At 64.6% G+C, this 22,454-nt stretch carries 23 protein-coding genes; 18 read left to right on the forward strand and 5 right to left on the reverse strand.

Going from position 1 to position 22,454, the window contains the following annotated elements:
• On the forward strand, nucleotides 1-245 hold a 245-nt coding region (gene minE / locus GL300_RS12665), incomplete at its 5' end, for a cell division topological specificity factor MinE (RefSeq protein ID WP_155040008.1).
• Here the strand turns inward: minE and GL300_RS12670 are convergent.
• Nucleotides 242-1,153 carry a MurR/RpiR family transcriptional regulator gene (locus GL300_RS12670; RefSeq protein ID WP_155040009.1) on the reverse strand — a complete coding sequence of 304 codons (912 nt, stop codon included), beginning with the start codon at nucleotides 1,151-1,153 and terminating at the stop codon, nucleotides 242-244. The two genes, minE and GL300_RS12670, sit on opposite strands and share 4 nt — an antisense overlap.
• 217 nt (nucleotides 1,154-1,370) lie before the next feature.
• Between GL300_RS12670 and GL300_RS12675 the strand changes: the two genes are divergently transcribed.
• The 6 genes from GL300_RS12675 to GL300_RS12700 are packed head-to-tail and all read left to right on the forward strand — an operon-like array spanning nucleotide 1,371 to nucleotide 8,244.
• Nucleotides 1,371-1,907: a TRAP transporter small permease subunit gene (locus tag GL300_RS12675; protein ID WP_155040182.1), complete on the forward strand. Its 537-nt coding sequence runs from the start codon at nucleotides 1,371-1,373 to the stop codon at nucleotides 1,905-1,907.
• The gene (locus tag GL300_RS12680) at nucleotides 1,904-3,229 is read left to right on the forward strand and encodes a TRAP transporter large permease (RefSeq protein ID WP_155040010.1); all 1,326 of its coding nucleotides are present in this window, start codon (nucleotides 1,904-1,906) and stop codon (nucleotides 3,227-3,229) included. Before GL300_RS12675 ends, GL300_RS12680 begins: the two co-directional genes overlap by 4 nt.
• A gap of 19 nt (nucleotides 3,230-3,248) precedes the next feature.
• Nucleotides 3,249-4,286, forward strand: a complete 1,038-nt coding sequence (locus tag GL300_RS12685; protein ID WP_155040011.1) for a TRAP transporter substrate-binding protein — start codon at nucleotides 3,249-3,251, stop codon at nucleotides 4,284-4,286.
• 53 nt (nucleotides 4,287-4,339) lie between these two features.
• Nucleotides 4,340-5,701: a glutamine synthetase family protein gene (locus GL300_RS12690; protein WP_155040012.1), complete on the forward strand. Its 1,362-nt coding sequence runs from the start codon at nucleotides 4,340-4,342 to the stop codon at nucleotides 5,699-5,701.
• Nucleotides 5,702-5,713: 12 nt separating this feature from the next.
• Entirely contained in the window at nucleotides 5,714-7,102 is a 1,389-nt protein-coding gene (locus GL300_RS12695; RefSeq protein ID WP_155040013.1) for an aldehyde dehydrogenase family protein, read from the forward strand.
• Complete coding sequence (locus tag GL300_RS12700) at nucleotides 7,099-8,244, forward strand: iron-containing alcohol dehydrogenase (RefSeq protein ID WP_155040014.1); 1,146 nt, start codon at nucleotides 7,099-7,101, stop codon at nucleotides 8,242-8,244. Before GL300_RS12695 ends, GL300_RS12700 begins: the two co-directional genes overlap by 4 nt.
• Before the next feature lie 6 nt (nucleotides 8,245-8,250).
• Here the strand turns inward: GL300_RS12700 and pobA are convergent, their stop codons facing one another.
• The 3 genes from pobA to GL300_RS12715 form a co-directional block, all read right to left on the reverse strand.
• Nucleotides 8,251-9,417: a 4-hydroxybenzoate 3-monooxygenase gene (pobA, locus tag GL300_RS12705; RefSeq protein WP_155040015.1), complete on the reverse strand. Its 1,167-nt coding sequence runs from the start codon at nucleotides 9,415-9,417 to the stop codon at nucleotides 8,251-8,253.
• Nucleotides 9,418-9,526: 109 nt separating this feature from the next.
• Complete coding sequence (locus GL300_RS12710; RefSeq protein ID WP_155040016.1) at nucleotides 9,527-10,420, reverse strand: helix-turn-helix domain-containing protein; 894 nt, start codon at nucleotides 10,418-10,420, stop codon at nucleotides 9,527-9,529.
• Between the two features lie 7 nt (nucleotides 10,421-10,427).
• Complete coding sequence (locus tag GL300_RS12715) at nucleotides 10,428-11,351, reverse strand: LysR substrate-binding domain-containing protein (protein ID WP_155040017.1); 924 nt, start codon at nucleotides 11,349-11,351, stop codon at nucleotides 10,428-10,430.
• 65 nt (nucleotides 11,352-11,416) lie between these two features.
• Here GL300_RS12715 and pcaD point away from each other — a divergent pair, with 65 nt between their 5' ends.
• The 5 genes from pcaD to GL300_RS12740 all read left to right on the forward strand — a co-directional run bounded on the left by pcaD (nucleotide 11,417) and on the right by GL300_RS12740 (nucleotide 15,335).
• Nucleotides 11,417-12,196 (forward strand): 3-oxoadipate enol-lactonase, encoded by a 780-nt coding sequence (gene pcaD, locus GL300_RS12720; protein ID WP_155040018.1) that lies wholly within the window; start codon nucleotides 11,417-11,419, stop codon nucleotides 12,194-12,196.
• Nucleotides 12,193-12,573 (forward strand): 4-carboxymuconolactone decarboxylase, encoded by a 381-nt coding sequence (pcaC, locus tag GL300_RS12725; RefSeq protein WP_155040019.1) that lies wholly within the window; start codon nucleotides 12,193-12,195, stop codon nucleotides 12,571-12,573. The genes pcaD and pcaC overlap by 4 nt, the downstream gene beginning before the upstream one ends.
• Nucleotides 12,570-13,307: a protocatechuate 3,4-dioxygenase subunit beta gene (gene pcaH, locus GL300_RS12730; RefSeq protein ID WP_155040020.1), complete on the forward strand. Its 738-nt coding sequence runs from the start codon at nucleotides 12,570-12,572 to the stop codon at nucleotides 13,305-13,307. The genes pcaC and pcaH overlap by 4 nt, the downstream gene beginning before the upstream one ends.
• Nucleotides 13,307-13,912, forward strand: coding sequence for a protocatechuate 3,4-dioxygenase subunit alpha (pcaG, locus tag GL300_RS12735; protein WP_155040021.1), 606 nt, complete (start codon nucleotides 13,307-13,309; stop codon nucleotides 13,910-13,912). The genes pcaH and pcaG overlap by 1 nt, the downstream gene beginning before the upstream one ends.
• Nucleotides 13,913-14,021: 109 nt before the next feature.
• A complete protein-coding gene (locus GL300_RS12740) occupies nucleotides 14,022-15,335 on the forward strand; it encodes a lyase family protein (RefSeq protein WP_155040022.1) in 1,314 nt (437 codons plus the stop codon).
• Here the strand turns inward: GL300_RS12740 and GL300_RS12745 are convergent.
• Nucleotides 15,332-16,156: a DUF6635 family protein gene (locus GL300_RS12745; RefSeq protein ID WP_155040023.1), complete on the reverse strand. Its 825-nt coding sequence runs from the start codon at nucleotides 16,154-16,156 to the stop codon at nucleotides 15,332-15,334. The two genes, GL300_RS12740 and GL300_RS12745, sit on opposite strands and share 4 nt — an antisense overlap.
• Nucleotides 16,157-16,534: 378 nt before the next feature.
• Between GL300_RS12745 and ssuD the strand changes: the two genes are divergently transcribed.
• Genes ssuD through GL300_RS12775 form a run of 6 tightly spaced genes read left to right on the forward strand, consistent with a single transcriptional unit; the run spans nucleotide 16,535 to nucleotide 22,387 of the window.
• On the forward strand, nucleotides 16,535-17,722 hold the full coding sequence (gene ssuD / locus GL300_RS12750) for an FMNH2-dependent alkanesulfonate monooxygenase (RefSeq protein WP_155040024.1): 1,188 nt from the start codon (nucleotides 16,535-16,537) through the stop codon (nucleotides 17,720-17,722).
• Nucleotides 17,723-17,726: 4 nt separating this feature from the next.
• Nucleotides 17,727-19,187: an FAD/NAD(P)-binding protein gene (locus tag GL300_RS12755; protein WP_170297666.1), complete on the forward strand. Its 1,461-nt coding sequence runs from the start codon at nucleotides 17,727-17,729 to the stop codon at nucleotides 19,185-19,187.
• A gap of 34 nt (nucleotides 19,188-19,221) precedes the next feature.
• On the forward strand, nucleotides 19,222-19,806 hold the full coding sequence (locus GL300_RS12760) for an NAD(P)H-dependent oxidoreductase (RefSeq protein WP_155040026.1): 585 nt from the start codon (nucleotides 19,222-19,224) through the stop codon (nucleotides 19,804-19,806).
• Between the two features lie 12 nt (nucleotides 19,807-19,818).
• Entirely contained in the window at nucleotides 19,819-20,784 is a 966-nt protein-coding gene (locus GL300_RS12765) for an aliphatic sulfonate ABC transporter substrate-binding protein (RefSeq protein WP_155040027.1), read from the forward strand.
• A gap of 12 nt (nucleotides 20,785-20,796) precedes the next feature.
• Nucleotides 20,797-21,624: an ABC transporter permease subunit gene (locus GL300_RS12770; protein ID WP_155040028.1), complete on the forward strand. Its 828-nt coding sequence runs from the start codon at nucleotides 20,797-20,799 to the stop codon at nucleotides 21,622-21,624.
• Nucleotides 21,611-22,387, forward strand: a complete 777-nt coding sequence (locus GL300_RS12775; protein WP_155040029.1) for an ABC transporter ATP-binding protein — start codon at nucleotides 21,611-21,613, stop codon at nucleotides 22,385-22,387. Before GL300_RS12770 ends, GL300_RS12775 begins: the two co-directional genes overlap by 14 nt.
• Nucleotides 22,388-22,454: the final 67 nt, after the last annotated feature.

Genomic DNA, 22,454 nt, shown 5'->3' on the forward strand with positions numbered 1-22,454 from the left:
GCAAGCCGAACCCCGCCCAGACCGCCAAGGAGCGGCTGCAGATCCTGCTGGCTCATGAACGCGCCGGCGGCACCAGCCCGGATTTCCTGCCGCTGCTGCAGCGCGACATCCTCGAGGTCGTCCGCCGCCACATGGAGATCGACGGCGAGCAGGTCGAGGTCAAGCTGGAACGCGGCGAGGAACTCTCCAGCCTCGAAATCAACATCGAACTCCCAGGCGCGACAAAGCTGAAGAAACGGGCCTAATCAGGCCCGCCCCTGCGGCCGTCTCCGGGGCGGCCGCGGCGAAACAGATTGGCGCGGTCGTAAAGCTCTTCCAGCCGCTCCATCCGGCTTTGGGTTTGCGGCCAAGTGCGTTCCTGCACGGCGGCCAGCAGGGTTTCGACCAGCACCAACAGCGCAACCGAACTGTCCCAGGCCGAGGGCACCTCGATCTGGGCAGAAAAGCGGAAACGGGCATGGGCGGCGACCGGGCTGATCCAGGGATCGGTGATCAGCACGATTTCCGCACCCTGTTCGGCAGCAAGTTCCGCCAGTTGCAGAATTGTGCCCTCGTAGCGGCGGATGTCGAAGACGATCAGCACGTCGCCCTTTTGCAGGTCCAGTAGCGCTGGAGGCCAACTGTTCGACAGCGCCCGCAGCGCGGTGACACCGGGCCGGACGATGCTAAGCTGGGTCACCAGATAATCGGCCAGCGCATGGGTGATCCGGCCACCTGACACAAGGACGCGACGCGCCGGATCGGCCAGCATCGCGGCGCAGGCGTCGAATTCAGAATGGTCGATCCGCCCCAGCGTCGCGGTCAGGTTGCTTAGCACCGCATCGGCGAAGCGATTCAGGATATGGGTGCGCGGCACGCCCTCGGTCCAGCGGGCATGGCGGGACAGGGGGGATTCCAGCCGCGCCTCGATCTCGGCCCGCAACCGGGCCTGAAACTCGGGATAGCCGCGAAAGCCCAGCTTCTGGACCAGCCGCAGTACGGTCGGCGTCGACACCCCGGCCTCGCGCGCCAGCTGCGGCATCGAGGACAGGCCCGCCACCGGGTAATGGCGCATGAAATGGCTGGCCAGCTGGCGTTCGGCCGGGGTCAGCGTGTCGAACCCGGCGGCAAGCCGTTCCTCAATCCTGCCGGGAAAACTGTCCTCTGGATGCATCTGCCTGCCGGTGGGCAATTGCCCTGCTGATGGTCGTAAAGATCATAACAGATGGTACCTGTCCTGAAATATTATTGACAGGATCAAGCCCGCTGCGCCAGCCTGACCGGGCAGGGAGCGCCAAAATGTCTGATCAAGAGTCGTTTTACGCCAATGATTTCCCCCGATCGCCCGACATGGCGCGGCCGGGCTGCGGCTTCCAAGGCAGGGGGGCATGATGCCGGGCTGGGCCATTGCCTATGTGCAAAGGATCGAGGCGGTGAATTACCGCATCGGGCGCTTTGCCATGTATCTGCTGTTCGTGATCATGGGCATCCTTTTGTGGTCCTCGGTGACCAAGATCATCAAGCTACCCTCGCTGTGGACGCTGGAAATGGCGCAGTTCACGCTGGTCGCCTATTACCTGCTGGGCGCGCCCTATTCGATGCAGCTGGGCGCGAATGTGCGGATGGACCTGATGTATGCCCGGATGCCGCTGCGGCGACAGGCGCTTTGGGACATGTTCACCGTCTTCTGCCTGATCTTCTATCTTGGCGTGATGCTGTGGGGCGCGGTCGATTCCACCGTCTACAGCCTCAGTGTCGGAGAGCGCGCCCCCAGCGCATGGCGTCCGCCGCTATGGCCGATCAAGTTCATCATCACCATCAGCTTCGCGCTGATGATCCTGCAGGCGCTGGCGCATCTGATCCGCGACATTGCCATTCTTCGGGGCGTCGAGATCCCCATGCCGTTCCGGGGTGAGGTCGACCGATGAGCTATGAATGGATCGCCATCCTGATGTTCTCGACCATGCTGTTGATGATGGTCACGGGGCAAAGGGTGTTCGGCGCGATCGGCTTTGTCGCCGTGGTCGCGGCCTTGGCGCTGTGGGGGCCGGGTGGCTCCGACATGGGCTTTTCCGCCGTGATGAAGCTGATGAAATGGAACGCGCTGCTGACGCTGCCGATGTTCGTCTTCATGGGCTATGTCATGTCGGAATCCCGGCTGGCCGAAGATCTGTACCGGATGTTCCATGTCTGGTTCGGCCCGCTGCCGGGCGGCCTTGCCATCGGGACGGTGCTGTTGATGGTGCTGATTTCCGCGATGAACGGGCTGTCGGTCGCGGGCATGGCGATCGGCGCGACCATCGCGCTGCCGGAGCTGGTCAAGCACCGCTATGACAAACCGATGATTTCGGGCGTGATTCAGGCGGGCTCCAGCCTTGGCATCCTGATCCCGCCCTCGGTTGTGCTGGTGCTGTATTCGCTGATCGCGCGCCAGCCGGTCAGCCAGTTGTGGCTGGCGGGGATCGGGCCGGGGCTGCTGATGGCGGCGCTGTTCATCATCTATATCCTGATCCGGACATGGCTAAATCCGGCGCTCGCGCCCCCCATGCCGCCCGAAGAACGCGCCCGGATCACTTGGGCCGAGCGGTTCCGTCTGCTGCGCGCGGGTATCCTGCCACTGGTGATCTTTGCGGCGATGATGATCCCCTTCATCAAGGGCTGGACCTCGCTGACCGAAAGCAGCGTCGTCGGTGCGCTGGCTGCGGTCTTTGCCGCCATCATCAAGGGCCGTTTTACCCGCCACGTGTTCGAGGTCGCCACCCGCCAGACCCTGGCCATCACCTGCATGTTCATGCTGATCATCATGGCGGCTTTGTCCTTTGGCGCGGTTTTTGACGGCTTGGGCGCGGGCAAGGCCATCGAGAACCTGTTCCTGCAGGAAATGGAGCTGACGCCGCTGCAGGTGCTGCTGATCATGCAGGCATCCTTCCTGATCATGGGGATGTTTCTGGACGACACCGCCATGCTGGTCATCGTCGCCCCGATCTATGTGACCATGGCGCGCAGCCTTGGCTTTGATCTGGTCTGGTACGGCATCCTTTACACGATCACCTGCCAGATCGCCTATCTGACGCCGCCTTTCGGTTACAACCTGTTCCTGATGCGGGCGATGGCGCCGCGGGATTTCACCTTGGGCGTGATCTATCGCTCGGTCCTGCCCTTCGTGCTGATCATGATCCTGACTCTGGCGCTGGTCATCGCCTTTCCCGGCATCGCGATGTGGCTGCCCCATTCGATCTACGGACAATAACCAACAGGGAGAATGACGAATGACCACCAGACGCACTTTCCTGACTTCCGGGGCCTTGGCTGCGGGCGCAAGCGCGTTGTCCGCGCCCGCCATTGCGCAAGGCGCGCCGCTGAAATGGCGGATGCAGACCTATGCCGGGGCCACGCTTGGCGCGCATGTCGCCAAGCCCGCGATCGATTCCTTCAACAAGATCGCCAATGGCCAGATGGAGATCGAGCTGTACTATGCCGACCAGCTTGTCCCCACCGCCGAGCTGTTCCGCGCCATGCAGAACGGCACCATCGATGCGGTGCAATCCGACGATGACAGCATGGCCAGCCCGACCGAGGTCACGGTCTTTGGTGGCTATTTCCCCTTTGCGCTGCGCTACTCGCTGGATGTGCCCGCGCTGTTTTTGCACCATGGTCTGGATGAGATCTGGAAGGAAGAATATGCCAAGCAGGGCATCCAGCATATTTCGGCCGGATCATGGGACCCCTGCAACTTCGCCACCAAGCAGCCGATCAACAGCCTTGCCGACCTGCAGGGAAAGCGGGTCTTTACCTTCCCGACCGCAGGCCGCTTCCTGTCGAAATTCGGCGTCGTTCCGGTGACCCTGCCATGGGAGGATATCGAGGTCGCGTTGCAGACCGGTGAGTTGGACGGCGTTGCATGGTCGGGCATCACCGAGGATTACACCGTCGGCTGGGCCGAGGCGACCGGGCACTTCCTGACCAACAGCATCTCGGGCGCGTGGATCGGGCATTTCTTTGCCAATCAGAAGCGCTGGGACGAAGTGCCCGATCACCTCAAGGAGCTGATGAAGACCGTCTTCGATCAGTCCCACTACTATCGCCAGCATTGGTATTGGGCGGGCGAGGCCAATTTGCGCGTCACCGGCGACAAGATGAAGCTGACTACCATTCCAGCCGCCGAATGGGCTACGGTAGAGGAAGCAGCCCGCGAATTCTGGGACGAGATTGCCGCCGAATCCGAGGTCAAGGCCAAGGTCGTCGCCAAGATCAAGGAATACAATCAGGCCATGACCAAGGCCGGTCCGCCCTACCGCGACGCCTGACCCGCACAATCGGGGTGCGCCACTTCCGGCGCGCCCCCTCTAATAGGTGAGACATGCCTGCCAATCTGGACTTTGAGACGTTGAAAGCCGCTGTTGCCAGTGGTGAGATCGATACCGTGATGGTCGCACTGGTCGACATGCAGGGGCGCCTGATGGGCAAGCGCTTCCATGCCGCGCATTTCATCGAAAACCCCGACGAGACGCATTGCTGCAACTACCTGCTGGCCACCGACCTTGAGATGGAGACCGTGCAGGGCTACCGGGCGACCAGCTGGGCCTCGGGCTATGGCGACTATGTGATGAAGCCCGACCTGGCGACTCTGCGGCGCATCCCTTGGGCCCCCGCAACCGTCTTGTGCATGGCCGATCTTTATGATCACCGCACGCATGAACCGGTGCCCCATGCGCCGCGCAACATCCTGCGCCGCCAGATCGAGCGCGCGCGCGCGATGGGCTTTGAGCCGATGATGGCGACCGAACTGGAATTCTTCCTGTTCACCAAGGGTTACAAGGAACTCTTCGACGCGGATTATCGCGGCCTTGTGCCGACCGCACGTTTCAACGTCGATTACGGCCTGACCGGGACCTTTGCCGAAGAGCCCTTCATGCGCGCTCTCAGGAATGGCCTTTATGGCGCTGGAATTCCTGTCGAAAACACCAAGGGCGAGGCCGAGGCGGGCCAGCACGAAGTCAACGTCAAATACTCGGACGCGATGGATACGGCGGACATGCATGTCATCGTCAAATCCGCGACCAAGGAAATCGCGCAGAACCAAGGCCTGTCCGCGACCTTCATGGCGAAATATGCGCATGGCAAGGCCGGGTCCTCCAGCCATGTCCATCAGTCGCTGTTCCGGGATGGCGTGAACGTCTTTCATGACGCGGGGGCGGAACATGGCATGTCCGACCTGATGCGGCATTACATGGCCGGGCAATTGGCCCATGCGGCCGAGCTGACCTATTTCCTTGCGCCCTATGTCAACAGCTACAAGCGTTTCGTGACCGGGCTGTTCGCGCCGACCAAGGCGATCTGGTCCATCGACAACCGCACCGCCGGTTTCCGCGTCTGCGGCGACAATACCCGTGGCGTCCGCGTCGAATGCCGCATCGGCGGTGCCGACCTGAACCCCTATCTGGCCTGCGCGGCGCTGCTTGCGGCAGGACTGGCCGGGATCGAGCAGAAGCTGGAGCTAGAGCCCGCATTCAGCGGCGATGCCTATGCCGCCGAACAGGCCCGGCAGATCCCGAAAACCCTTGGCACGGCGGCGATGGCGCTGAACGGCTCAACCATGCTGCGCGCGGCTTTTGGCGACGAGGTGGTGGACCACTACCTGCGCGCCGCCGAATGGGAGCTTGAGGAACAGAACCGCGTCGTCACCGACTGGGAGCTGTCCCGCGGCTTCGAACGCGCCTGATTTGAGGACAAGATGACCAAGACGATCAAACTGATTTCCCCCGTCGATGGCGCGGTCTATGCCGAGCGTCCGGTTCTGACCGGACCCGAGGCCCGCGTCGCCGTCGCCCGCGCCCGGACAGCCCAGCCCGCATGGGCCGCGCTGCCGCTGGCCGAGCGTATCGCCAAGGTGCAGGCCGGGATCGCCGCGCTGAATGCGATGAAGGATGACATTGTTCTGGAACTTGCCGGGCAGATGGGTCGCCCGACCCGTTATGGCGGCGAGTTTGGTGGTGTGAACGAACGCAGCGCCTATATGGCCAGCATCGCCGAAACCGCGCTGGCTCCCATGGTTGCCGAGGATAGCGACCGCTTCCGCCGCGAAATCCGGCGCGAACCGGTCGGCGTGGTCTTTGTCATCGCGCCTTGGAACTATCCCTTCCTGACGGCGGTCAATACCATCGTTCCCGCGCTGATCGCCGGGAATGCGGTGGTGCTGAAACATGCCAGCCAGACCTTGCTGGCGGGGGATCGGCTGGCGCAGGCGCTGCATCAGGGCGGTGTGCCCGAGGATGTGTTCCAGAACGTCGTCCTTGACCACCAGACCACCGAGGAGCTGATTGCCGAACGCAGCTTTGGCTTTGTGAACTTCACCGGCTCGGTCAAGGGCGGGCAGGCGATTGAGCGCGCGGCCTCGGGGACCTTCACCGCGACGGGGTTGGAACTGGGCGGCAAGGACCCGGGCTATGTCCGGGCCGATGCCGATCTGGATGCCGCCGTGGACAGCCTGATGGACGGCGCGATGTTCAACAGTGGCCAATGCTGTTGCGGGATCGAGCGCATCTATGTCCATGAAAGCCTGTATGGCGCCTTTGTCGAAAAGGCGGTGGCTTGGGTAAAGGCGCAGAAGCTGGGCAATCCCTATGACGCGGAAACCACCATGGGCCCGATGGCCCATCGCCGCTTTGCCGAGCTGGTGCGTGGCCAGATCGCAGAGGCCGTGGCGCAGGGGGCCAAGTCGATGATCGATCCCGCTGACTTCCCCGCTGACGATGGCGGCGCCTATCTGGCGCCGCAGATTCTGGTCGATGTGACCCACGACATGCGGGTCATGCGCGAGGAAAGCTTTGGCCCCGTTGTCGGCATCATGCCGGTCAGCGGCGACGATCAGGCGGTCGCGCTGATGAATGACTGCGATTACGGGCTGACCGCCTCGATCTGGACTTCGGATGCTGAGGCGGCGTCGGAAATCGGTGCGCGGCTGGAAACCGGCACGGTCTTCATGAACCGCTGCGACTATCTGGACCCGGCTTTGTGCTGGACCGGCTGCAAGGATACCGGTCGCGGCGCGGCGCTGTCCAACCTTGGCTATCTGGCCGTGACCCGGCCCAAATCCTACCATCTGAAGAAGGTGACGAAATGACCCTGCGCGCCAATTGGTCCTATCCGACCGCGATCAAGTTCGGGGCCGGACGCATCGCGGAACTGGCCGAGCAGTGCAAGGCCGTGGGCATTCAGCGCCCGCTGCTGGTCACCGATAAAGCGCTGGCCAGCCTGCCGATCACGGCAGCTGCGCTGGACATTCTGGAGGCCGCGGGCCTTGGCCGCGCGGTGTTCTCGGATGTCGATCCGAACCCCAATGAACATAACATGCAGGCCGGGATCGCCGCCTATAAGGCGGGCGGCCATGACGGGGTGATCTGCTTTGGCGGCGGTTCCGCGCTGGATCTGGGCAAGATGATCGCGCTGATGGCCGGGCAGACGGTGTCGGTCTGGGATCTTGAGGATATCGGCGACTGGTGGACCCGCGCCGATGCCTCGGTGATCGCGCCGATCATCGCCGTGCCGACCACGGCGGGCACCGGCTCCGAGGTCGGGCGAGCGGGCGTGCTGACAAACTCGGAGACGCATAAGAAAAAGATCATCTTCCATCCCAAGCTGATGCCCGCAGTCACCATCTGCGACCCGGAACTGACGGTGGGGATGCCGAAATTCATCACCGCAGGCACCGGCATGGATGCCTTTGCCCATTGCCTTGAGGCCTATTGCAGCCCGTTCTTCCACCCGATGAGCCAAGGCATCGCGCTGGAGGGGCTGCGACTGGTCAACGAATACCTGCCGCGGGCCTATGCGACCCCCGACGATCTGGAGGCGCGGGCACAGATGATGGCCGCCGCCGCCATGGGTGCGGTCGCCTTCCAGAAGGGCTTGGGCGCGATCCACAGCCTCAGCCACCCGATCGGCGCGGTCTACGGCACCCATCACGGCACCACCAATGCCGTGGTCATGCCGATGGTGCTGGATTTCAACCGTCCGGTGATCGAGGAACGGCTGGTCCGCGCCGCGGATTACCTTGGTATCAAGGGCGGCTTTGAGGGTTTCCGCGCCCGGGTGATGGAACTGCGCAGCACTCTGGGCATTCCGGCCAACCTGACAGCCATGGGCGTCGAGCCCTCGCGTCTGGACGAGTTGACCGAAATGGCGCTGGAGGACCCGTCCTGCGGCGGCAACCCCATCGAGATGACGCGCGAGAATACCCGCGCGCTGTTCGATGCCTGCATGTAGGGCGCGCTAGTAAGGCAGACCGACATAGTTCTCTGCCAGCGCGGTCTGAGCGGCGGTCGAATGGGCCAGATAGTCCAATTCGGCCGCCTGCATCCGCGCCAAGAATTCGCCCTCGGCTGGGAATTCATGCAGCATTCGCGTCATCGACCATGAGAAACGCGAGGCCTTCCAGACCCGCGCCAGCGCCGTGACCGAGTAGTCGCGCAGGGGCTGACCGTTGCCCGCGAAATGCGCGATCAGTGCGCGCGACAGGTAATGTACATCCGAGGCTGCCAAATTCAGCCCCTTGGCACCTGTTGGCGGCACGATATGGGCGGCGTCGCCCGCCAGATGGATGCGTCCCCAGCTCATCGGTTCCGAGATGAAGCTGCGCAGCGGCGCGATGCTTTTCTCGATCGAGGGGCCTTCGACCAGCGTTTCCGCCAGATGCGGGGGCAGGCGACGGCGCAGTTCTGCCCAGAAAGACGCGTCGCTCCAATCCTCGGGGCGGTCGGTCAGCGGCACTTGCAGATAGTGGCGGCTCAGATTGGCATTGCGCATCGAGCACAGGGCAAAGCCGCGTTCGTGGCCGGAATAGACCAGTTCAGGCGCGACCGGCGGGGTATGGGCCAGAATGCCAAGCCAGCCGAAGGGATAGACATGTTCGAATTCGCGGCGCACCGATGCGGGGATCGAGCGGCGGCTGACGCCGTGAAAACCGTCGCAACCCGCGATCTGATCGCAATCCACGCGCTGGCTGCGCCCGTCATGGGTGAAGGTCACATAGGGTGCGTCGGTATCGGCGCCGTGGATGGTGACGTCCTCGGTCCCGTGAAGGACGGGCGCGCCGATCCGGTCCAGTTCGTCATACAGATCATGCGTGACCTCGGTCTGGCCATAGATCATCACCGACTTGCCGGTGAGCTTCTTGAAGTCGATATGGACCGTCGTGCCATGGGCGGCGATGATGGTGCCGTCATGGACGAATCCTTCGCGGTCCATGCGCGCTCCGACGCCCGCCGCACGCAGCATGTCGCACAGGCCCTGCTCCAGCACTCCGGCCCGGATGCGCGACAGAACATGTTCGCGCGAACGGCGCTCAAGCACGACGGAGTCGATGCCGGCGCGGCGCAAAAGCAGTGAAAGCAATAGCCCCGACGGACCACCGCCAATGATGCAGACCTGATGGCGCATGATCTTACCTCCTCGGACGGCAGATCCGCGCCGTCCCCGATCTGCGGCAAAATGGCGCAAGGGTGCATGGCACGAAATGGACGGGGCGTCGGAAAACTTGGACAGATCGTCAGTCCGTTCCACCCCGCTGGCGATAGGCCCCCGGTGACATCCCGACCCTGCGGGCGAAGAAGCGGTTGAAATAGGCCGGGTCGTCGAAGCCGGTCATATGGGCGATCCGCGCGACGCTGTTTTCGGTGTAAAGCAGGCAGCGCTTGGCTTCGAGCAGGATGCGGTCATGCAGAACCTCGCTGGCGGTGCGGCCTGCACGGGCCTTGCAAGCCGCGTTCAGCCGCGCGGTCGTCACTGCCAAGGCCGCGGCATAGGTCGAGGGCGCGCGTTGCACCCGGAAGTCCCGCTCGATCAGCGCGCGGTAGCGCATCAGCAGGTCCAGATCGCGGTCGGGCTGCGCTGGCTCGGGGCGGGCATGGGTGATGCCCAGACGCAGCACGATGACTAGGATGCGCAGAAACAGCGCGGTGATGGCCGAGCGGCGGCCCGGAGCGGACCAGACGAATTCGCGCAGGAGCCAATCGAACGTATCGATCACTGCCGGCAGATCGACACCCGAGCCCGCAATCCCCAGCACCGCGGGCCGTGCCACCGCCTGCGCCAGTCTGGGGTCGCCTGCCGTCACCGCGCCCAGAAAACCCAGCGCCGCAGTCACGACATGGCCATCCGTGCCGGGATCGAAGTCGAATTGATGGACGCAGCCCGCGGGCAGGACAAAGATGCAGGGCGCGAAGATCGGATGGGTCTTTTCCTCGATGCGGATCGTGCCGCCACCGCTATGGATCAGCATGACCTGCATGTGGTCGGGATGGGCATGGGCCTTGATGCGCCAGCCATTCGGGCCGCTCCGGTCAAGGATCGGCTCGGCATGCAGGAAGTCCAGCTCAACGTCGGAATCCCGATCTCCGTAAAGGTAGTAAAGCGGGATTCCGGTAGGGGGTTTGCGGGTCATCGGATGTTCATTCGGCTCCGCCAAGATTGCGGGCTACCTCGCGGGCAATGTCTTCGAACTCCGACAGGCCCGGAGCGGTTACCGCCTGTCTGCGCGTCATCCCGACTGCACCGGACAGGAAGCGGGCGCCGGTCGGCAATTGGGTCATCTCGGCCCGCTCAAGCTCATGCAGGATCACCCCGCGCGAGATGAACCACAGCGCGTCCGAGCCAAGGCAGATCCCGCGCCCCAGCGCCAGCGAGACGGTCTCGAATGCCGGGCGCATGCCCGCCAGCCCATTCGCCGCCAGATAATCATTGACCGCCGGGCGGATCAGCGCGGTTGCTGGCGGCAGGATCACCGGACAGACCGCCAGTGCCTGAGGGGCGGGATGCTCACGCAGGGGATGATCCGCGCGGGCGACAAGGATCACCTCGTCCTCATATAGGTGGTCGAAACTTAGCCCCGCCATTTCCGAGGCGCCGGGCAGGCGGCCCACCATCACATCGACATGCCCGTCGCGCAAAAGCCGCATCAGGTGGAAATGCGGGCCTGTTTCGGCGGCCAGCAGGATCTGCGGATGCAATTCGCGAAAGCGCAGCATGACTTGCGGCAGAAAGCGTGTGGCGACGCTGGGCAAAACGCCAATCCGCAAGGTGCCGCTGCCGCCCGGACGCAGGGCGGCCGCCCCGGCCTCAAGCGACTGAATGGCCGCGATGGCGTGGCGGCGAAACACCGCGCCGGCCTCGGTCAGCAGCAGCCTGCGGCCCTGACGCAGGAACATCGGCTGGCCCAGCAGGCTTTCCAGCTCGGCCAAGGTGCGCGACAAGGCGGGCTGGGTGATGCCTTGTGCACGGGCAACCGCCGACAGCCCCCCTTCGGCGGCAATGTCCAGGAATGCCCGGATGTGGCGCAGCTTGACGCCGGGATGCATAGCAGAATGGTTATTCATCTTGGCCGATTTTGCATTATCCAAGCCTGAGTAGTCATGCCAGATTATGGATAAGGGAGATTAGCATGCAAGTTCTGACCCGCCCCTGGGGCGCGATGCATTACCGGATTGATGGCCCGGCGGACGGTCCCGTCGTGGTTTTCGCCAATTCGCTGGGGACCGACCTGCGGCTTTGGGATCAGCTTCTGGACGAACTTCCCCAGATTCGCGCCGTCCGCTTCGACAAGCGCGGACATGGCCTGTCGGATGAGGGCGGCGACTACGGCGTCGACGATCTGGCCGATGACGCGGCTGCCCTGATCGAGCATCTGGGCCTGGGCCGCGTGATCTTTGTCGGCCTGTCCATCGGCGGCATGATCGCCCAGAACATCTCGGCCCGTCGCCCCGACCTGATCCGTGCCGCCGTGCTGTCGAATACCGCCGTCAAGATGGGCACCCAGCAAAGCTGGTCCGAGCGCATTGCCGCGGTCCGTGACGCCGGGCTGGACAGCATCGCCGATGTGATCATGCAGCGCTGGTTCGCGCCGACCTTCCGCGCCCGACCCGAGCTGGCCGCGTGGCGGAACATGGTCGTGCGGACCTCGGGCAATGGCTACATCGCCGCCTGCCACGCGCTGGCGAATGCCGACCTGACCGCGACGACCAGAAAACTGGCCCTGCCGGTCACGGTGATCGCGGGGGATCAGGACGGATCGTCCCCGGCAGAGCTGGTCAAGGCGACGGCCGATCTGATCCCCGGCGCCACCTTCCACGTCATTCCCGATGCCGGCCATCTGCCCTGCGTCGAGCAGCCCGCGGCCTTTGCCGCGATCCTTCGCAACTTCCTGCAGGACCATTCCAGATGAATGCACGCTATGACCAGGGCATGAGAACACGCCGCCGCGTGCTGGGCGACGCCCATGTCGACCGGGCCGAGGCGAACAAGACCGCCTTTGACGAGCCCTTTCAGACGCTGATCACCGAATCCGCATGGGGCTCGGTCTGGTCGCGAGACACGATCAGCCCACGCGAGCGCTCGATGCTGACGATCGCGCTGCTGGCGGGGCTGGGCAATGATCATGAACTGGCCATGCATATCCGCGCCACCGCCAATACTGGCGCCAGCAAGGACGACGTGCTGGAAGCGCTGCTGCATGTCGCGATCTATGCCGGCGTGCCCCGGGCCAATCACGCGATCAAGATCGCCAAGGACACTTTCGCTGAAATGGAGCATGCGCGATGACCCTCAGAAACGACCTTGATCGCGGGCCGCTGTTCTTCCGCGACCGCGACTGGCACCCCGCCGCCTATACGCCGGGCTACAAGACCTCGATGACCCGCGCCCCGCACCGTCCGCTGGTCGCGATGGGCTCGACCCTGTCCGAGGAAACCGGCCCGGCATTTGGCCATTCCATGATCGGTGAACGGGACAACAACCTGATCCTGAACTTCACCGGCCAACCCGCGATTGGCGAACGCATCATCATGCATGGCCGCGTTCTGGACGAATCCGGTCGCGGCGTTCCGAATGTGCTGGTCGAGATCTGGCAGGCCAATGCCGGCGGCCGCTACCGCCATAAAAAGGACAGCTATGCCGCCCCGCTCGATCCGAATTTCGGCGGCTGCGGGCGCACGATCAGCGGGCCGGACGGAGCCTATGAGTTCCTGACCATCCGCCCCGGTGCCTATCCCTGGCCGAACCGCGTCAATGACTGGCGACCGATGCATATCCATATCTCGGTCTTCGGCTCGGGCTTTGGTCAGCGCCTGATCACCCAGATGTATTTCGAGGGCGACCCCCTGATCGCCCGCTGCCCCATCGTCAATACCATCGGGAAAGACCGCGCCATTCAGGCACTGGTCGCGCCCCTGGACATGAACCGGGCGATTCCGATGGATTGCCTTGCCTACAAGTTCGACATCGTGCTGCGAGGTCGCCGCCAATCGTTCTTCGAGAACCGCAAGGAGGGGCTGTGATGCAAAAGCTCGACTACCTCAAGGAAACCCCCTCGCAGACGGCTGGTCCCTATGTCCATATCGGCCTGACCCCGAACCAGCTGGGGATTGAAGGCATCTATCCGACCGATCTGGGCAGCAGCCCGATCCGACCCGGTGCGCAGGGCCAGGAAATCACCATCACCGGAACCGTGCAGGACGGCGCGGGCATGATCCTGCGCGATGCGCTGATCGAAAGCTGGCAGGCGGATGCGAACGGCATCTATCCGGGCAACGATCCGCGTGGCGCGGCGGACCCGAATGTCACCGGCTGGGCGCGGATCATCGCCGATTTCGACAGCGGCGAATGGACCCTGAAAACCATCAAGCCCGGTCGCGTGCCCTTCCCGGACGGGCGTTTGATGGCACCCCATATCGCGCTGTGGATCGTGGCGCGAGGCGTCAATCTGGGCCTTCAGACCCGCATCTATTTCGAGGATGAGGACAATTCCTCCTGCCCCGTCCTTGCGCGGATCGAACATCGGGCACGGCTGGATACGCTGATCGCCAGGAAAACCGGCGACGGCAGCTATCGCTTTGACATCATCCTTCAGGGCGAAAACGAAACCGTCTTCTTCGACATGTGACGTTCCCGCTGCCCGCCTGCCCCCTCGCATCCTCTTTCTTGCGGAAATATCCTCGGGGGGTCCGGGGGGCAGACAGCCCCCCGGTCTTTGCCCACAAGAAAGCCCAGACATGCCCGCATCCGCCGCCGACAGCGCCATCTATCGCAACCTTTTCAGCGATGACGCGACCGCCGCCCTGTTCACAGACAGCGCCGAGATCCGCGCGATGTTGCTGGTCGAAGGCGTGCTGGCCCGCGTGCAGGGGGAACTGGGGCTGATCCCCGAAGCCGCCGCCGCCTATATCGACCGCTCCTCGCGTGAGGTGCAGATCGACCCGACGGCGCTGGCCGCCGAAACCGCGATCAACGGCGTCCCGATCCCCGGCCTTGTCGCGGCCTTCCGCAAGGCGATGCAGGCGCCCGAATATGCGCAATACCTGCATTGGGGCGCGACCAGTCAGGACATCATGGAGACAGCTCTTGCCCTGCGCCTGCGCCGGGTGACGGCGAGTTGGGATGAAAGCTTGGGGCAGCTCATTACCGCCCTTGGCGCTCTGGCCCGCACCCATGCCGACCTGCCGATGGCTGCGCGGACCTATGGTCAGGCGGCGACGCCGACCAGCTTCGGCGCGGCGGTGGCGGGCTGGGGCCATCCGCTGCTGCGCCACCGCGCCCGCCTGACCCCCATTGCCAGCGACCTTGCCACGGTTTCGCTGGGTGGGGCGGCGGGAACGCTTTCGGCCATGGGCTCCGACGGTCCTGCCGTCCGCGCTGCTTTGGCACAGGCGCTTGGCCTGACTGATCCCGGCCATTCCTGGCATGCCGAACGCGACCGGATCGGTGTCTTTGCCGCGTGGATGTCGGGTCTTGCCACCAGCCTTGCCAAGATGGGCGAGGATCTGATCCTGATGACCCAATCCGGGATCAATGAAATCACACTGGAAGGGGCGGGCGGCTCGTCCACCATGCCGCAAAAGCAGAACCCGGTCGGCCCTTCGGTGCTGGTCGCCTTGGCACGGCAATCGGTCGCGCTGGCTGCGGCGCTGCAAGGCGCGGGCATCCACCGCCAGCAACGCGACGGCGCCGCGTGGTTTGTCGAATGGCTGACGCTGCCGCAGCTTTGCATCTCGACCGGTCGGGCCTTGGCGCTGGCTCTGGAACTGGCCGGAAGGATCGCGCCGGACGCGCGGGCAATGGCGCGTGGCCTTGATGACGGGACCGGCCTGATCCATGCCGAGGCCTATACATTCGCGCTGGCCCGCCACATGCCCCGCCCCGAAGCGCAATCGCGGATCAAGGCGCTGTGCGTTGAGGCTCAGGCAGGGAAACTGTCCCTGCCGGAACTGGTCGCGCGGGATTTCCCCGAACTTGATCTGAGCGCGGCAGGTGGCCTTGGCGCCGCCCCGGCCGAGGCCCGGGCCTTTGCCCAGACTGTCGGGGTCTAGCGCAGCCCCCGCCAGATCGACGAGGCGATATCCCCCAGATCGCCCAGCCGGGCCAGCAGATGTTCGCCCGCCATGGGCGCGGCCTCTTGCCGCCGGTCCAGCCGCGCCAGCATGCGCATCAAGCGGCGGCGATGCAGCCCGGTCCAGCTTTGCACCGGGTCCGCGATCACCCCGGCAAATGTCGTTACCACCGAGGCAATCACGGTCAGCACGATCCCGGTCAGGATCAACTCGCCCATCGCGATCTCGCGCGGGAACACGCCATACCACATGCGCCCGGCCCAGTTCCCCAGCGCGAATTCCTCGATCGCACGGGATTGGGCGCGCATCTGCGCCACCGGTTCGGCCAGCGACATCACGCCCGGTGTCGCGCGATAGAACAGCAGCAGCCCGCCCAGCAACACAAGCAATGAGGTGGTGATCTCGGCCACCGCATTACGGGTTTCGACATAGGCAGAGATCGCCCGTCGGATGGTTTCGGGCTGCGCTTTCGGGGCAAGACCGCGCTCGGTCAGCCGCACCATCAGCCCGTCCAGATCCGCCTCGACCTGACGGCCCAGATCCGAGGCCAGAAAGATCCGCCGCGATGCCAGCCAAGCCGCCGGTCGCGTGGCCCCACAGCTTCGCAAGACCCATGCCAGAAGTCTGATCAGCAGGAAAACCGGCGACAGCATCACATTCACCGGTGCCCGCAACAGGTCCGCCCCCAATGCCGCGCGATGCAGGCGCAGGCTGCCCCGGACTCCGAAGCGCGCGCGCACAAAGCGACGGACCTCGTTCTCGCGCTGGGTCAACGGGCGGGTGTCAGCAGGGGCGGACATGGGGATTCCGAAAAAGCATGAGTGGAATTTAGGGCAGCCCGGACCCCGCCGCAATGCGCCCGGGCCAGCAAGCGCTGGTTCTGCCCGTGAGCTGGGCAGTCTTTGGCATGCAAAAGAAGCCAAAACGACGGATTGCGACGCCATGTCAGGACGTTGTGCCGCGAAAGCGTGAAATTTCCGAACCTCGGTCCGCACCGCGGGCTTGCCGGAAAAACATGCTCTGCGGCCTGCGGGATGGGCGGGAACACCTCCTTCATTTCGGAAAAACACCAAATCTCTATATACTCAGTAGTGATTAAGTGTATTCTGCCCTCGAACCGAATGAACGCCGTGACCCACAGCATTAAGACAGGGCACGGCAAAGCAAAGGATCGCGACATGACCATTCCCGCGCCCGACAAGATCAAGGTGCTCTGGTTCCTTCCGACCCATGGCGACAGCAGATATCTGGGGACTGCCGAAGGCGGCCGCGCCGTGAACCTGCCCTATCTGCGCCAGATCGCGCAGGCGGCGGATTCGCTGGGCTATTACGGGGTGCTGCTGCCCACCGGCCGCAGCTGCGAGGACAGCTGGATCGTGGCGGCGGCGCTGGCCTCGCAGACGGAAAAGCTGCGCTTCCTTGTGGCGGTGCGCCCCGGCCTGCAATCGCCGACCTTGGCTGCGCGGATGACGGCGACGCTGGACCGGTTGTCCAATGGGCGGCTGCTGATCAACGTGGTCACGGGCGGCGATCCGACCGAGAATGCCGGCGACGGCATCCATCTGACCCATGCCGAGCGCTACGAGGTGACGCAGGAATTCCTGGACATCTACAAAGCGCTGCTGGCTGGTGAGACGGTCAATTACGAAAGCAAGCATTTCAATATTGTCGACGGCAAGCTGCTGTTTGCACCCTTGCAACCCAATGGCCCGCAGCTGTTCTTTGGCGGCTCGTCGGAGGCGGCGAATGCCGTCGCGGCCAAGCAGGTCGACAAATACCTGACCTGGGGCGAGCCGCCCGAGCAGGTTCGCGAAAAGATCGAGGGCGTGCGCCGTCTGGCCGAGGCCGAGGGCCGCGATGTCAGCTTTGGCATCCGCCTGCATGTCATAGTCCGCGAAACCCAGTCCGAAGCATGGGAGGCCGCCGAGCGCCTGATCAGCAAGCTGGATGACGCGACCATCGCCAAGGCGCAGGAGACCTTCGCCCGGATGGATTCGGTCGGGCAGCGCCGGATGGCGGAACTGCATGGCGGTCGCCGCGACAAGCTGGAAATCAGCCCGAACCTGTGGGCGGGTGTCGGCCTTGTCCGGGGCGGGGCCGGGACCGCGCTGGTCGGCGACGCCGCCACCGTGGCCGAGCGCATCGACGAATATCGCCGCATCGGCGTCGATACCTTCATCCTGTCGGGCTATCCGCATCTGGAGGAAGCCTACAGCTTTGGGGAGCGCGTGTTGCCGCTGCTGCCGCTGGACCACCCGCTGCCGCAGGCCAGCCAAGTCGCGAATATGGGTCCGTTTGGCGAAACGGTCGGCAATGATTATCGCCCGGCCGCCAAGCCGCGCCCGGTTCTGGTCACCGGAGGCTGAACCGATGACCCTGCAGCAAACCTCGCGCCTGCGCGTCGTGATCATCGGGGGCGGTTTCTCTGGTGCTTCGTTGGCCTGGCAGCTTGCCGAGCTGCAGGTTCATGCCAATGTCACCGTGGTCGAACCGCGGTCTCAACTGGGCCGGGGTCTGGCCTATTCCTCGGCCGAGGCGGTGCATCGGATCAACGTCCCGGCGCATCGCATGACCATGGACCCCGAGCGGCGCGAGGATTTCCTAGAATGGCTGCTTGAGGCCGAGGCGGATGGCAGTCTGCCCCCCGATCCGGAATCGGTGACCGCCCTTGGTGAGCGTTTTCCCCGGCGCGAGGTCTTTGGCCGCTATGTGGGCGAACGGCTGGCCCCGCATCTGGCCACTGGCCGCATCCGGCATGTGCGGGCGCGCGTTTCGGATATTGAGCGGACGCCCGACGGATCGCTGGTGCTGATGCTGTCGGACGAAAGCCGCATCCGGGCCGATATTCTTGTGCTGGCGACCGGCCATCCGGCCCCCGCCGTGCCGCGCCCAGTGGCCGGGCTGACCGGATCGCCCCGGCTGATCGCCGATCCCTATGATCCGGTCCGGCTGGCCGAACTGGACCGCGATGCCCGCATTCTGGTGATGGGGGCGGCGCTGACCTCGGCCGATGTCGTGGCAACGCTGGATCGGCTGGGCCATCGCGGGCGGATCACCTGCATCTCGCGCCACGGCTTGCGGTCGCGCGGGCATGGGCAGATCACCAAGGACTCGCAAGTGGATTTCACCGATCCGCCGATCCACAGCGCCTCTGAACTGCTGCGCCGCGTCCGCCATGCCGTGGTCGACGATCAGGCGCAGGGACAAAGCTGGCACGCGACCTTCTTTCGCCTTCGCGCGCAGGGGCCGCAGATCTGGGCGACGCTCGACGCCGAAAACCGCGCCCGGCTGCTGCGCCACCTGCGCACGCTATGGGACGTTCACCGCTACCGTCTGGCCCCGCAGGTCGAGGCGGTGCTGAACCGGCTGATCGCCGAAGAGCGGCTTGAATATGTCGCGGGCCATCTGCTGTCGGCTGAAAAGCAGGAAGATGCCCTTGATATCGTCTGGCGGCCCCGTGGCAGCTTGCGTGAACGGCGCGAACGCTTTGATGCGGTGATCGTGACCACGGGTCCGGCGCAGGGGCGATGTATCGACTGGAACCCGGCGCTTGGTGCGCTGGCGCGACTGGGCCTGATCACCCCCGACCCGTTGGGTCTGGGACTGGCCACGACCCAGACCTGCCATGCCGTCGATGCCGGTGGCGCGGCCAGCCAGCGCATCCTGATCGCTGGCCCCTTGGCCCGCGGCCATATCGGGGAACTGGTCGGTGCGCCGGAATGCGCGATCCAGGTCAGTTCCATCGCCCGCGAGATCGCCCGGCAGGCCCTGCTTGCCCCCATCCTACGCCCGGCCGCCGTCGCGCATGGCCCGGCTGCCAATCCTTATTGATCCTTCGGGAAGCCCCCGAAAACAGGAGATTCACATGACGACCCTGACCATCGCCGGTTTTGCCGGAAGCCTTTCTGTACCCTCTCGTACCCGTTCGCTGGTCCAGCAGACCGTCGATCAGGCCGCCGAGCGCTTCAACGCCGTGGGTCATGTCTTTGACCTGTCCGACCTTGGCCCCTCGCTGGGTTCGGCCCGCCAATTGGGCGATCTGGAGCCGGAGGCGCTGGAGCTGGTGACCTCGCTGGTGCGTGCCGATGCGCTGGTGATTGCAAGCCCGGTCCACAAGGGCAGCTATAGCGGGCTGTTCAAGCATGTCTTCGACCTGCTCGATCCCGGCATGCTGCATGGCAAGCCGGTGCTGCTGGCCGCGACCGGCGGCGGCGACCGCCATGCCCTGATCATCGAACACCAGTTGCGCCCCCTGATGGGCTTCTTTGAGGCACAGACCCTGTCCACCGGCGTCTATGTCTCGGATCGCGATTTCGTCGGCGGCAAGCTGGTCGATGAGGCCGCCCGCGCCCGCCTGAGCCGCGCCGTCGGACAGTTCGCCCCCTTCTTCGCCGAATTCGCCATTCCGCAACGGGCCACGGAACCGGCCCAACTGCTGAAAACCCACTGAAGGATGACCGCCATGACGATGAATTTCTCGCGCCGCGCGGCGCTGGGGCTGGGGCTGGCGGCGCTTGCCACGCCCGCCATCCTGCGCGCGGCTCCGGCAACCACCCTGCGGGTTGGTTGGCAAAAGGGCGGCCTTCTGGGGCTGGTGAAGGGCGCGGGCGTGTTCGAGCAGACCTTTGCCGACAAGGGCATCAAGGTCAGCTGGTCCGAGTTCACCTCGGGTCCGCCACTGCTTGAGGCGCTGTCGGCCAATGCGCTGGACTTCGGCTATACCGGCAACGTGCCGCCGATCTTTGCCCATGCCGCGCGCGGCAATCTGGTATTTGTCGGGGCCGGGCAGGGTTCACGCGAAGGGCATGCGATCCTTGTGCCCAAGGATTCGCCGATCCAGACCCTTGCCGACCTGAAGGGCCAGAAGATCGCCTTCAAGCGCGGCAGCTCGGCGCATTACGCGACGATCAAGCTGCTTGAAACCGCGGGCCTGACGCTGGATGATATCCAGCCGCAGGATCTGGCCCCGCCGGATGCGATCGCTGCCTTTGATGCGGGCGCGATCGGGGCATGGACGATCTGGGATCCCTATTTCGCCATGGCGCAGGAACGCCCCAATACCCGCGTTCTGGAGACCACCGCCATCGTCGATCCGGATTACAACTTCTATTCGGCCAATGGCGATTACGCCAAGGAAAACCCGGCGCTGGTCAAGCAGATCATCGAGACGATCCAGACCGCAGGTCGCGAGGGTCAGGCGAACCTGCCACAGACCATCCAGACCTTCTCGAAGGAAACCGGCCTCAGCGAGACGGTGATGGAACGCGCGCTGACCCGCAAGGGGGCCGATCTGGGACATCTTGGTTTCGTCGAGCCCCAGCACATCACCTATGAACAGGGCGTCGCGGACGAGTTCTACAAGCTGGGGATCATCCCCCGGCAGCTGGACATCGCCTCGGTGGTCTGGACCCCGCAAACCGCGACCTGACGGAGCCATGACATGAGCCTGACGGAAACCCTGATCGCCGCCCGCAGCCGTCGCAGCCCCGGCTTGCGCGGCCTGCTGCCCCGGCCTGATGCGCTGCTGCCCTATGCCGTCCCCGCCGCCATCCTGATCCTGTGGGAGATCGCCGGGGCCAGCGGCGTCATCTCGGACACGGTGATGCCGCGTCCCTCGACCATTCTGGCGACTGCCGTGCAGATGACGCTGTCGGGCGAGTTGTTCACCCATCTGGGCGTTTCGGCGCTGCGGGCGCTGGCCGGGCTGGTGGTCGGCGGCGGCATCGGCTTCATCCTTGGCGTGTCGAACGGGGTTTCTCGCCTGTCCGAGACGTTGACCGATTCCACCCTGCAAATGGTGCGCAACATCCCGCATCTGGCGCTGATCCCGCTGGTCATCCTGTGGTTCGGCATCGGCGAAGGGGCGAAGCTGTTTCTGGTCGCGTTGGGGGTGTTCTTTCCGATCTACCTCAACACGTTGCACGGCATTCGCAACATCGACCCGCAACTGATTGAAATGGGCCGCGCCTATGGCATGACCCCGACCCAGCAGTTCCGCCGGATCGTGCTGCCGGGCGCGCTGCCATCGATCTTTGTCGGCCTGCGCTACGGTCTGGGGATCATGTGGCTGACGCTGATCGTGGCCGAAACGCTCTCGGCTTCGTCCGGGCTGGGCTACATGGCGATGAAGGCGCGTGAATTCATGGTGCTGGACGTCGTGGTGCTGTCGATCCTGCTTTACGCGGCACTTGGCAAGCTGGCCGATAGCCTGACCCGCGCGCTGGAACGCCGCGCCCTGAAATGGAGCCCCGCCTATGCAGGCCGTTGAGCTACTGCCCCGCGACATCACCGTGCCGCCGATGCTGCGCGACAATCGCGGCGCCGCCGTGTCGATCCGCAACGTGACGCGCAGCTTCGAAGGCAACCGCGTGTTGTCCAATCTGGATCTGGATGTGCGACCGGGCGAGTTCCTGTCCATCGTCGGCAAAAGCGGCTGTGGCAAGTCGACGCTGCTGCGCCTGATTGCCGGGCTGGACCAGCCCAGCTCGGGCGAGGTTCGCATCGATGACCGCCCCGCGACACAGGCCGGGGACAAGCTGCGGATCATGTTTCAGGAACCGCGGCTGCTGCCTTGGGCCAATGTCGCCGACAATGTCGCGGTGGGTCTGCGGCAAGGTCCCGACCCGCAGGCAGTGACCGAGGCGCTTGCCTCGGTGCAACTGGCGGATAAGGCCGGGGTCTGGCCCGCGCTGCTGTCTGGCGGTCAACGTCAGCGCGCGGCGCTGGCGAGGGCCTTGGTCAGCCATCCCAGCCTGCTGGTGCTGGATGAGCCGCTTGGCGCGCTGGACGCGCTGACGCGGCTGACCATGCAGAACCTGATCCGCGACATGCATGCGAAAGCCGGCTTCACCGCCATCCTTGTCACCCATGACGTGGCCGAGGCGGTGGCGCTCTCGGACCGGGTCATCGTGCTGGGGCAGGGCGGCATCCTGCACCATGTCGAGATCCTGCGCGTCGGCCCCACCCAGCGCGGCAGCGCCGAACTGGCCGCGATCGAGGCCGAGATCCTCGACGCCATCTTCGCAGCCTAAGCAGGGCATCCCATCGGAACCGGGGCTGGCATATTGCTGGCCCCGGTTTTTTGCAGCTGTGGCCAGA

The organism is Paracoccus litorisediminis (assembly GCF_009711205.1).
Classification (GTDB): Bacteria; Pseudomonadota; Alphaproteobacteria; order Rhodobacterales; family Rhodobacteraceae; genus Paracoccus; species Paracoccus litorisediminis.

Coding starts and splice junctions, on each gene's coding strand:
- GL300_RS12670 (WP_155040009.1), bottom strand. CDS start 1,153: ATGCATCCAGAGGACAGTTTTCCCGGCAGGATTGAGGAACGGCTTGCC.
- GL300_RS12675 (WP_155040182.1), top strand. CDS start 1,371: ATGCCGGGCTGGGCCATTGCCTATGTGCAAAGGATCGAGGCGGTGAAT.
- GL300_RS12680 (WP_155040010.1), top strand. CDS start 1,904: ATGAGCTATGAATGGATCGCCATCCTGATGTTCTCGACCATGCTGTTG.
- GL300_RS12685 (WP_155040011.1), top strand. CDS start 3,249: ATGACCACCAGACGCACTTTCCTGACTTCCGGGGCCTTGGCTGCGGGC.
- GL300_RS12690 (WP_155040012.1), top strand. CDS start 4,340: ATGCCTGCCAATCTGGACTTTGAGACGTTGAAAGCCGCTGTTGCCAGT.
- GL300_RS12695 (WP_155040013.1), top strand. CDS start 5,714: ATGACCAAGACGATCAAACTGATTTCCCCCGTCGATGGCGCGGTCTAT.
- GL300_RS12700 (WP_155040014.1), top strand. CDS start 7,099: ATGACCCTGCGCGCCAATTGGTCCTATCCGACCGCGATCAAGTTCGGG.
- pobA (WP_155040015.1), bottom strand. CDS start 9,417: ATGCGCCATCAGGTCTGCATCATTGGCGGTGGTCCGTCGGGGCTATTG.
- GL300_RS12710 (WP_155040016.1), bottom strand. CDS start 10,420: ATGACCCGCAAACCCCCTACCGGAATCCCGCTTTACTACCTTTACGGA.
- GL300_RS12715 (WP_155040017.1), bottom strand. CDS start 11,351: ATGAATAACCATTCTGCTATGCATCCCGGCGTCAAGCTGCGCCACATC.
- pcaD (WP_155040018.1), top strand. CDS start 11,417: ATGCAAGTTCTGACCCGCCCCTGGGGCGCGATGCATTACCGGATTGAT.
- pcaC (WP_155040019.1), top strand. CDS start 12,193: ATGAATGCACGCTATGACCAGGGCATGAGAACACGCCGCCGCGTGCTG.
- pcaH (WP_155040020.1), top strand. CDS start 12,570: ATGACCCTCAGAAACGACCTTGATCGCGGGCCGCTGTTCTTCCGCGAC.
- pcaG (WP_155040021.1), top strand. CDS start 13,307: ATGCAAAAGCTCGACTACCTCAAGGAAACCCCCTCGCAGACGGCTGGT.
- GL300_RS12740 (WP_155040022.1), top strand. CDS start 14,022: ATGCCCGCATCCGCCGCCGACAGCGCCATCTATCGCAACCTTTTCAGC.
- GL300_RS12745 (WP_155040023.1), bottom strand. CDS start 16,156: ATGTCCGCCCCTGCTGACACCCGCCCGTTGACCCAGCGCGAGAACGAG.
- ssuD (WP_155040024.1), top strand. CDS start 16,535: ATGACCATTCCCGCGCCCGACAAGATCAAGGTGCTCTGGTTCCTTCCG.
- GL300_RS12755 (WP_170297666.1), top strand. CDS start 17,727: ATGACCCTGCAGCAAACCTCGCGCCTGCGCGTCGTGATCATCGGGGGC.
- GL300_RS12760 (WP_155040026.1), top strand. CDS start 19,222: ATGACGACCCTGACCATCGCCGGTTTTGCCGGAAGCCTTTCTGTACCC.
- GL300_RS12765 (WP_155040027.1), top strand. CDS start 19,819: ATGACGATGAATTTCTCGCGCCGCGCGGCGCTGGGGCTGGGGCTGGCG.
- GL300_RS12770 (WP_155040028.1), top strand. CDS start 20,797: ATGAGCCTGACGGAAACCCTGATCGCCGCCCGCAGCCGTCGCAGCCCC.
- GL300_RS12775 (WP_155040029.1), top strand. CDS start 21,611: ATGCAGGCCGTTGAGCTACTGCCCCGCGACATCACCGTGCCGCCGATG.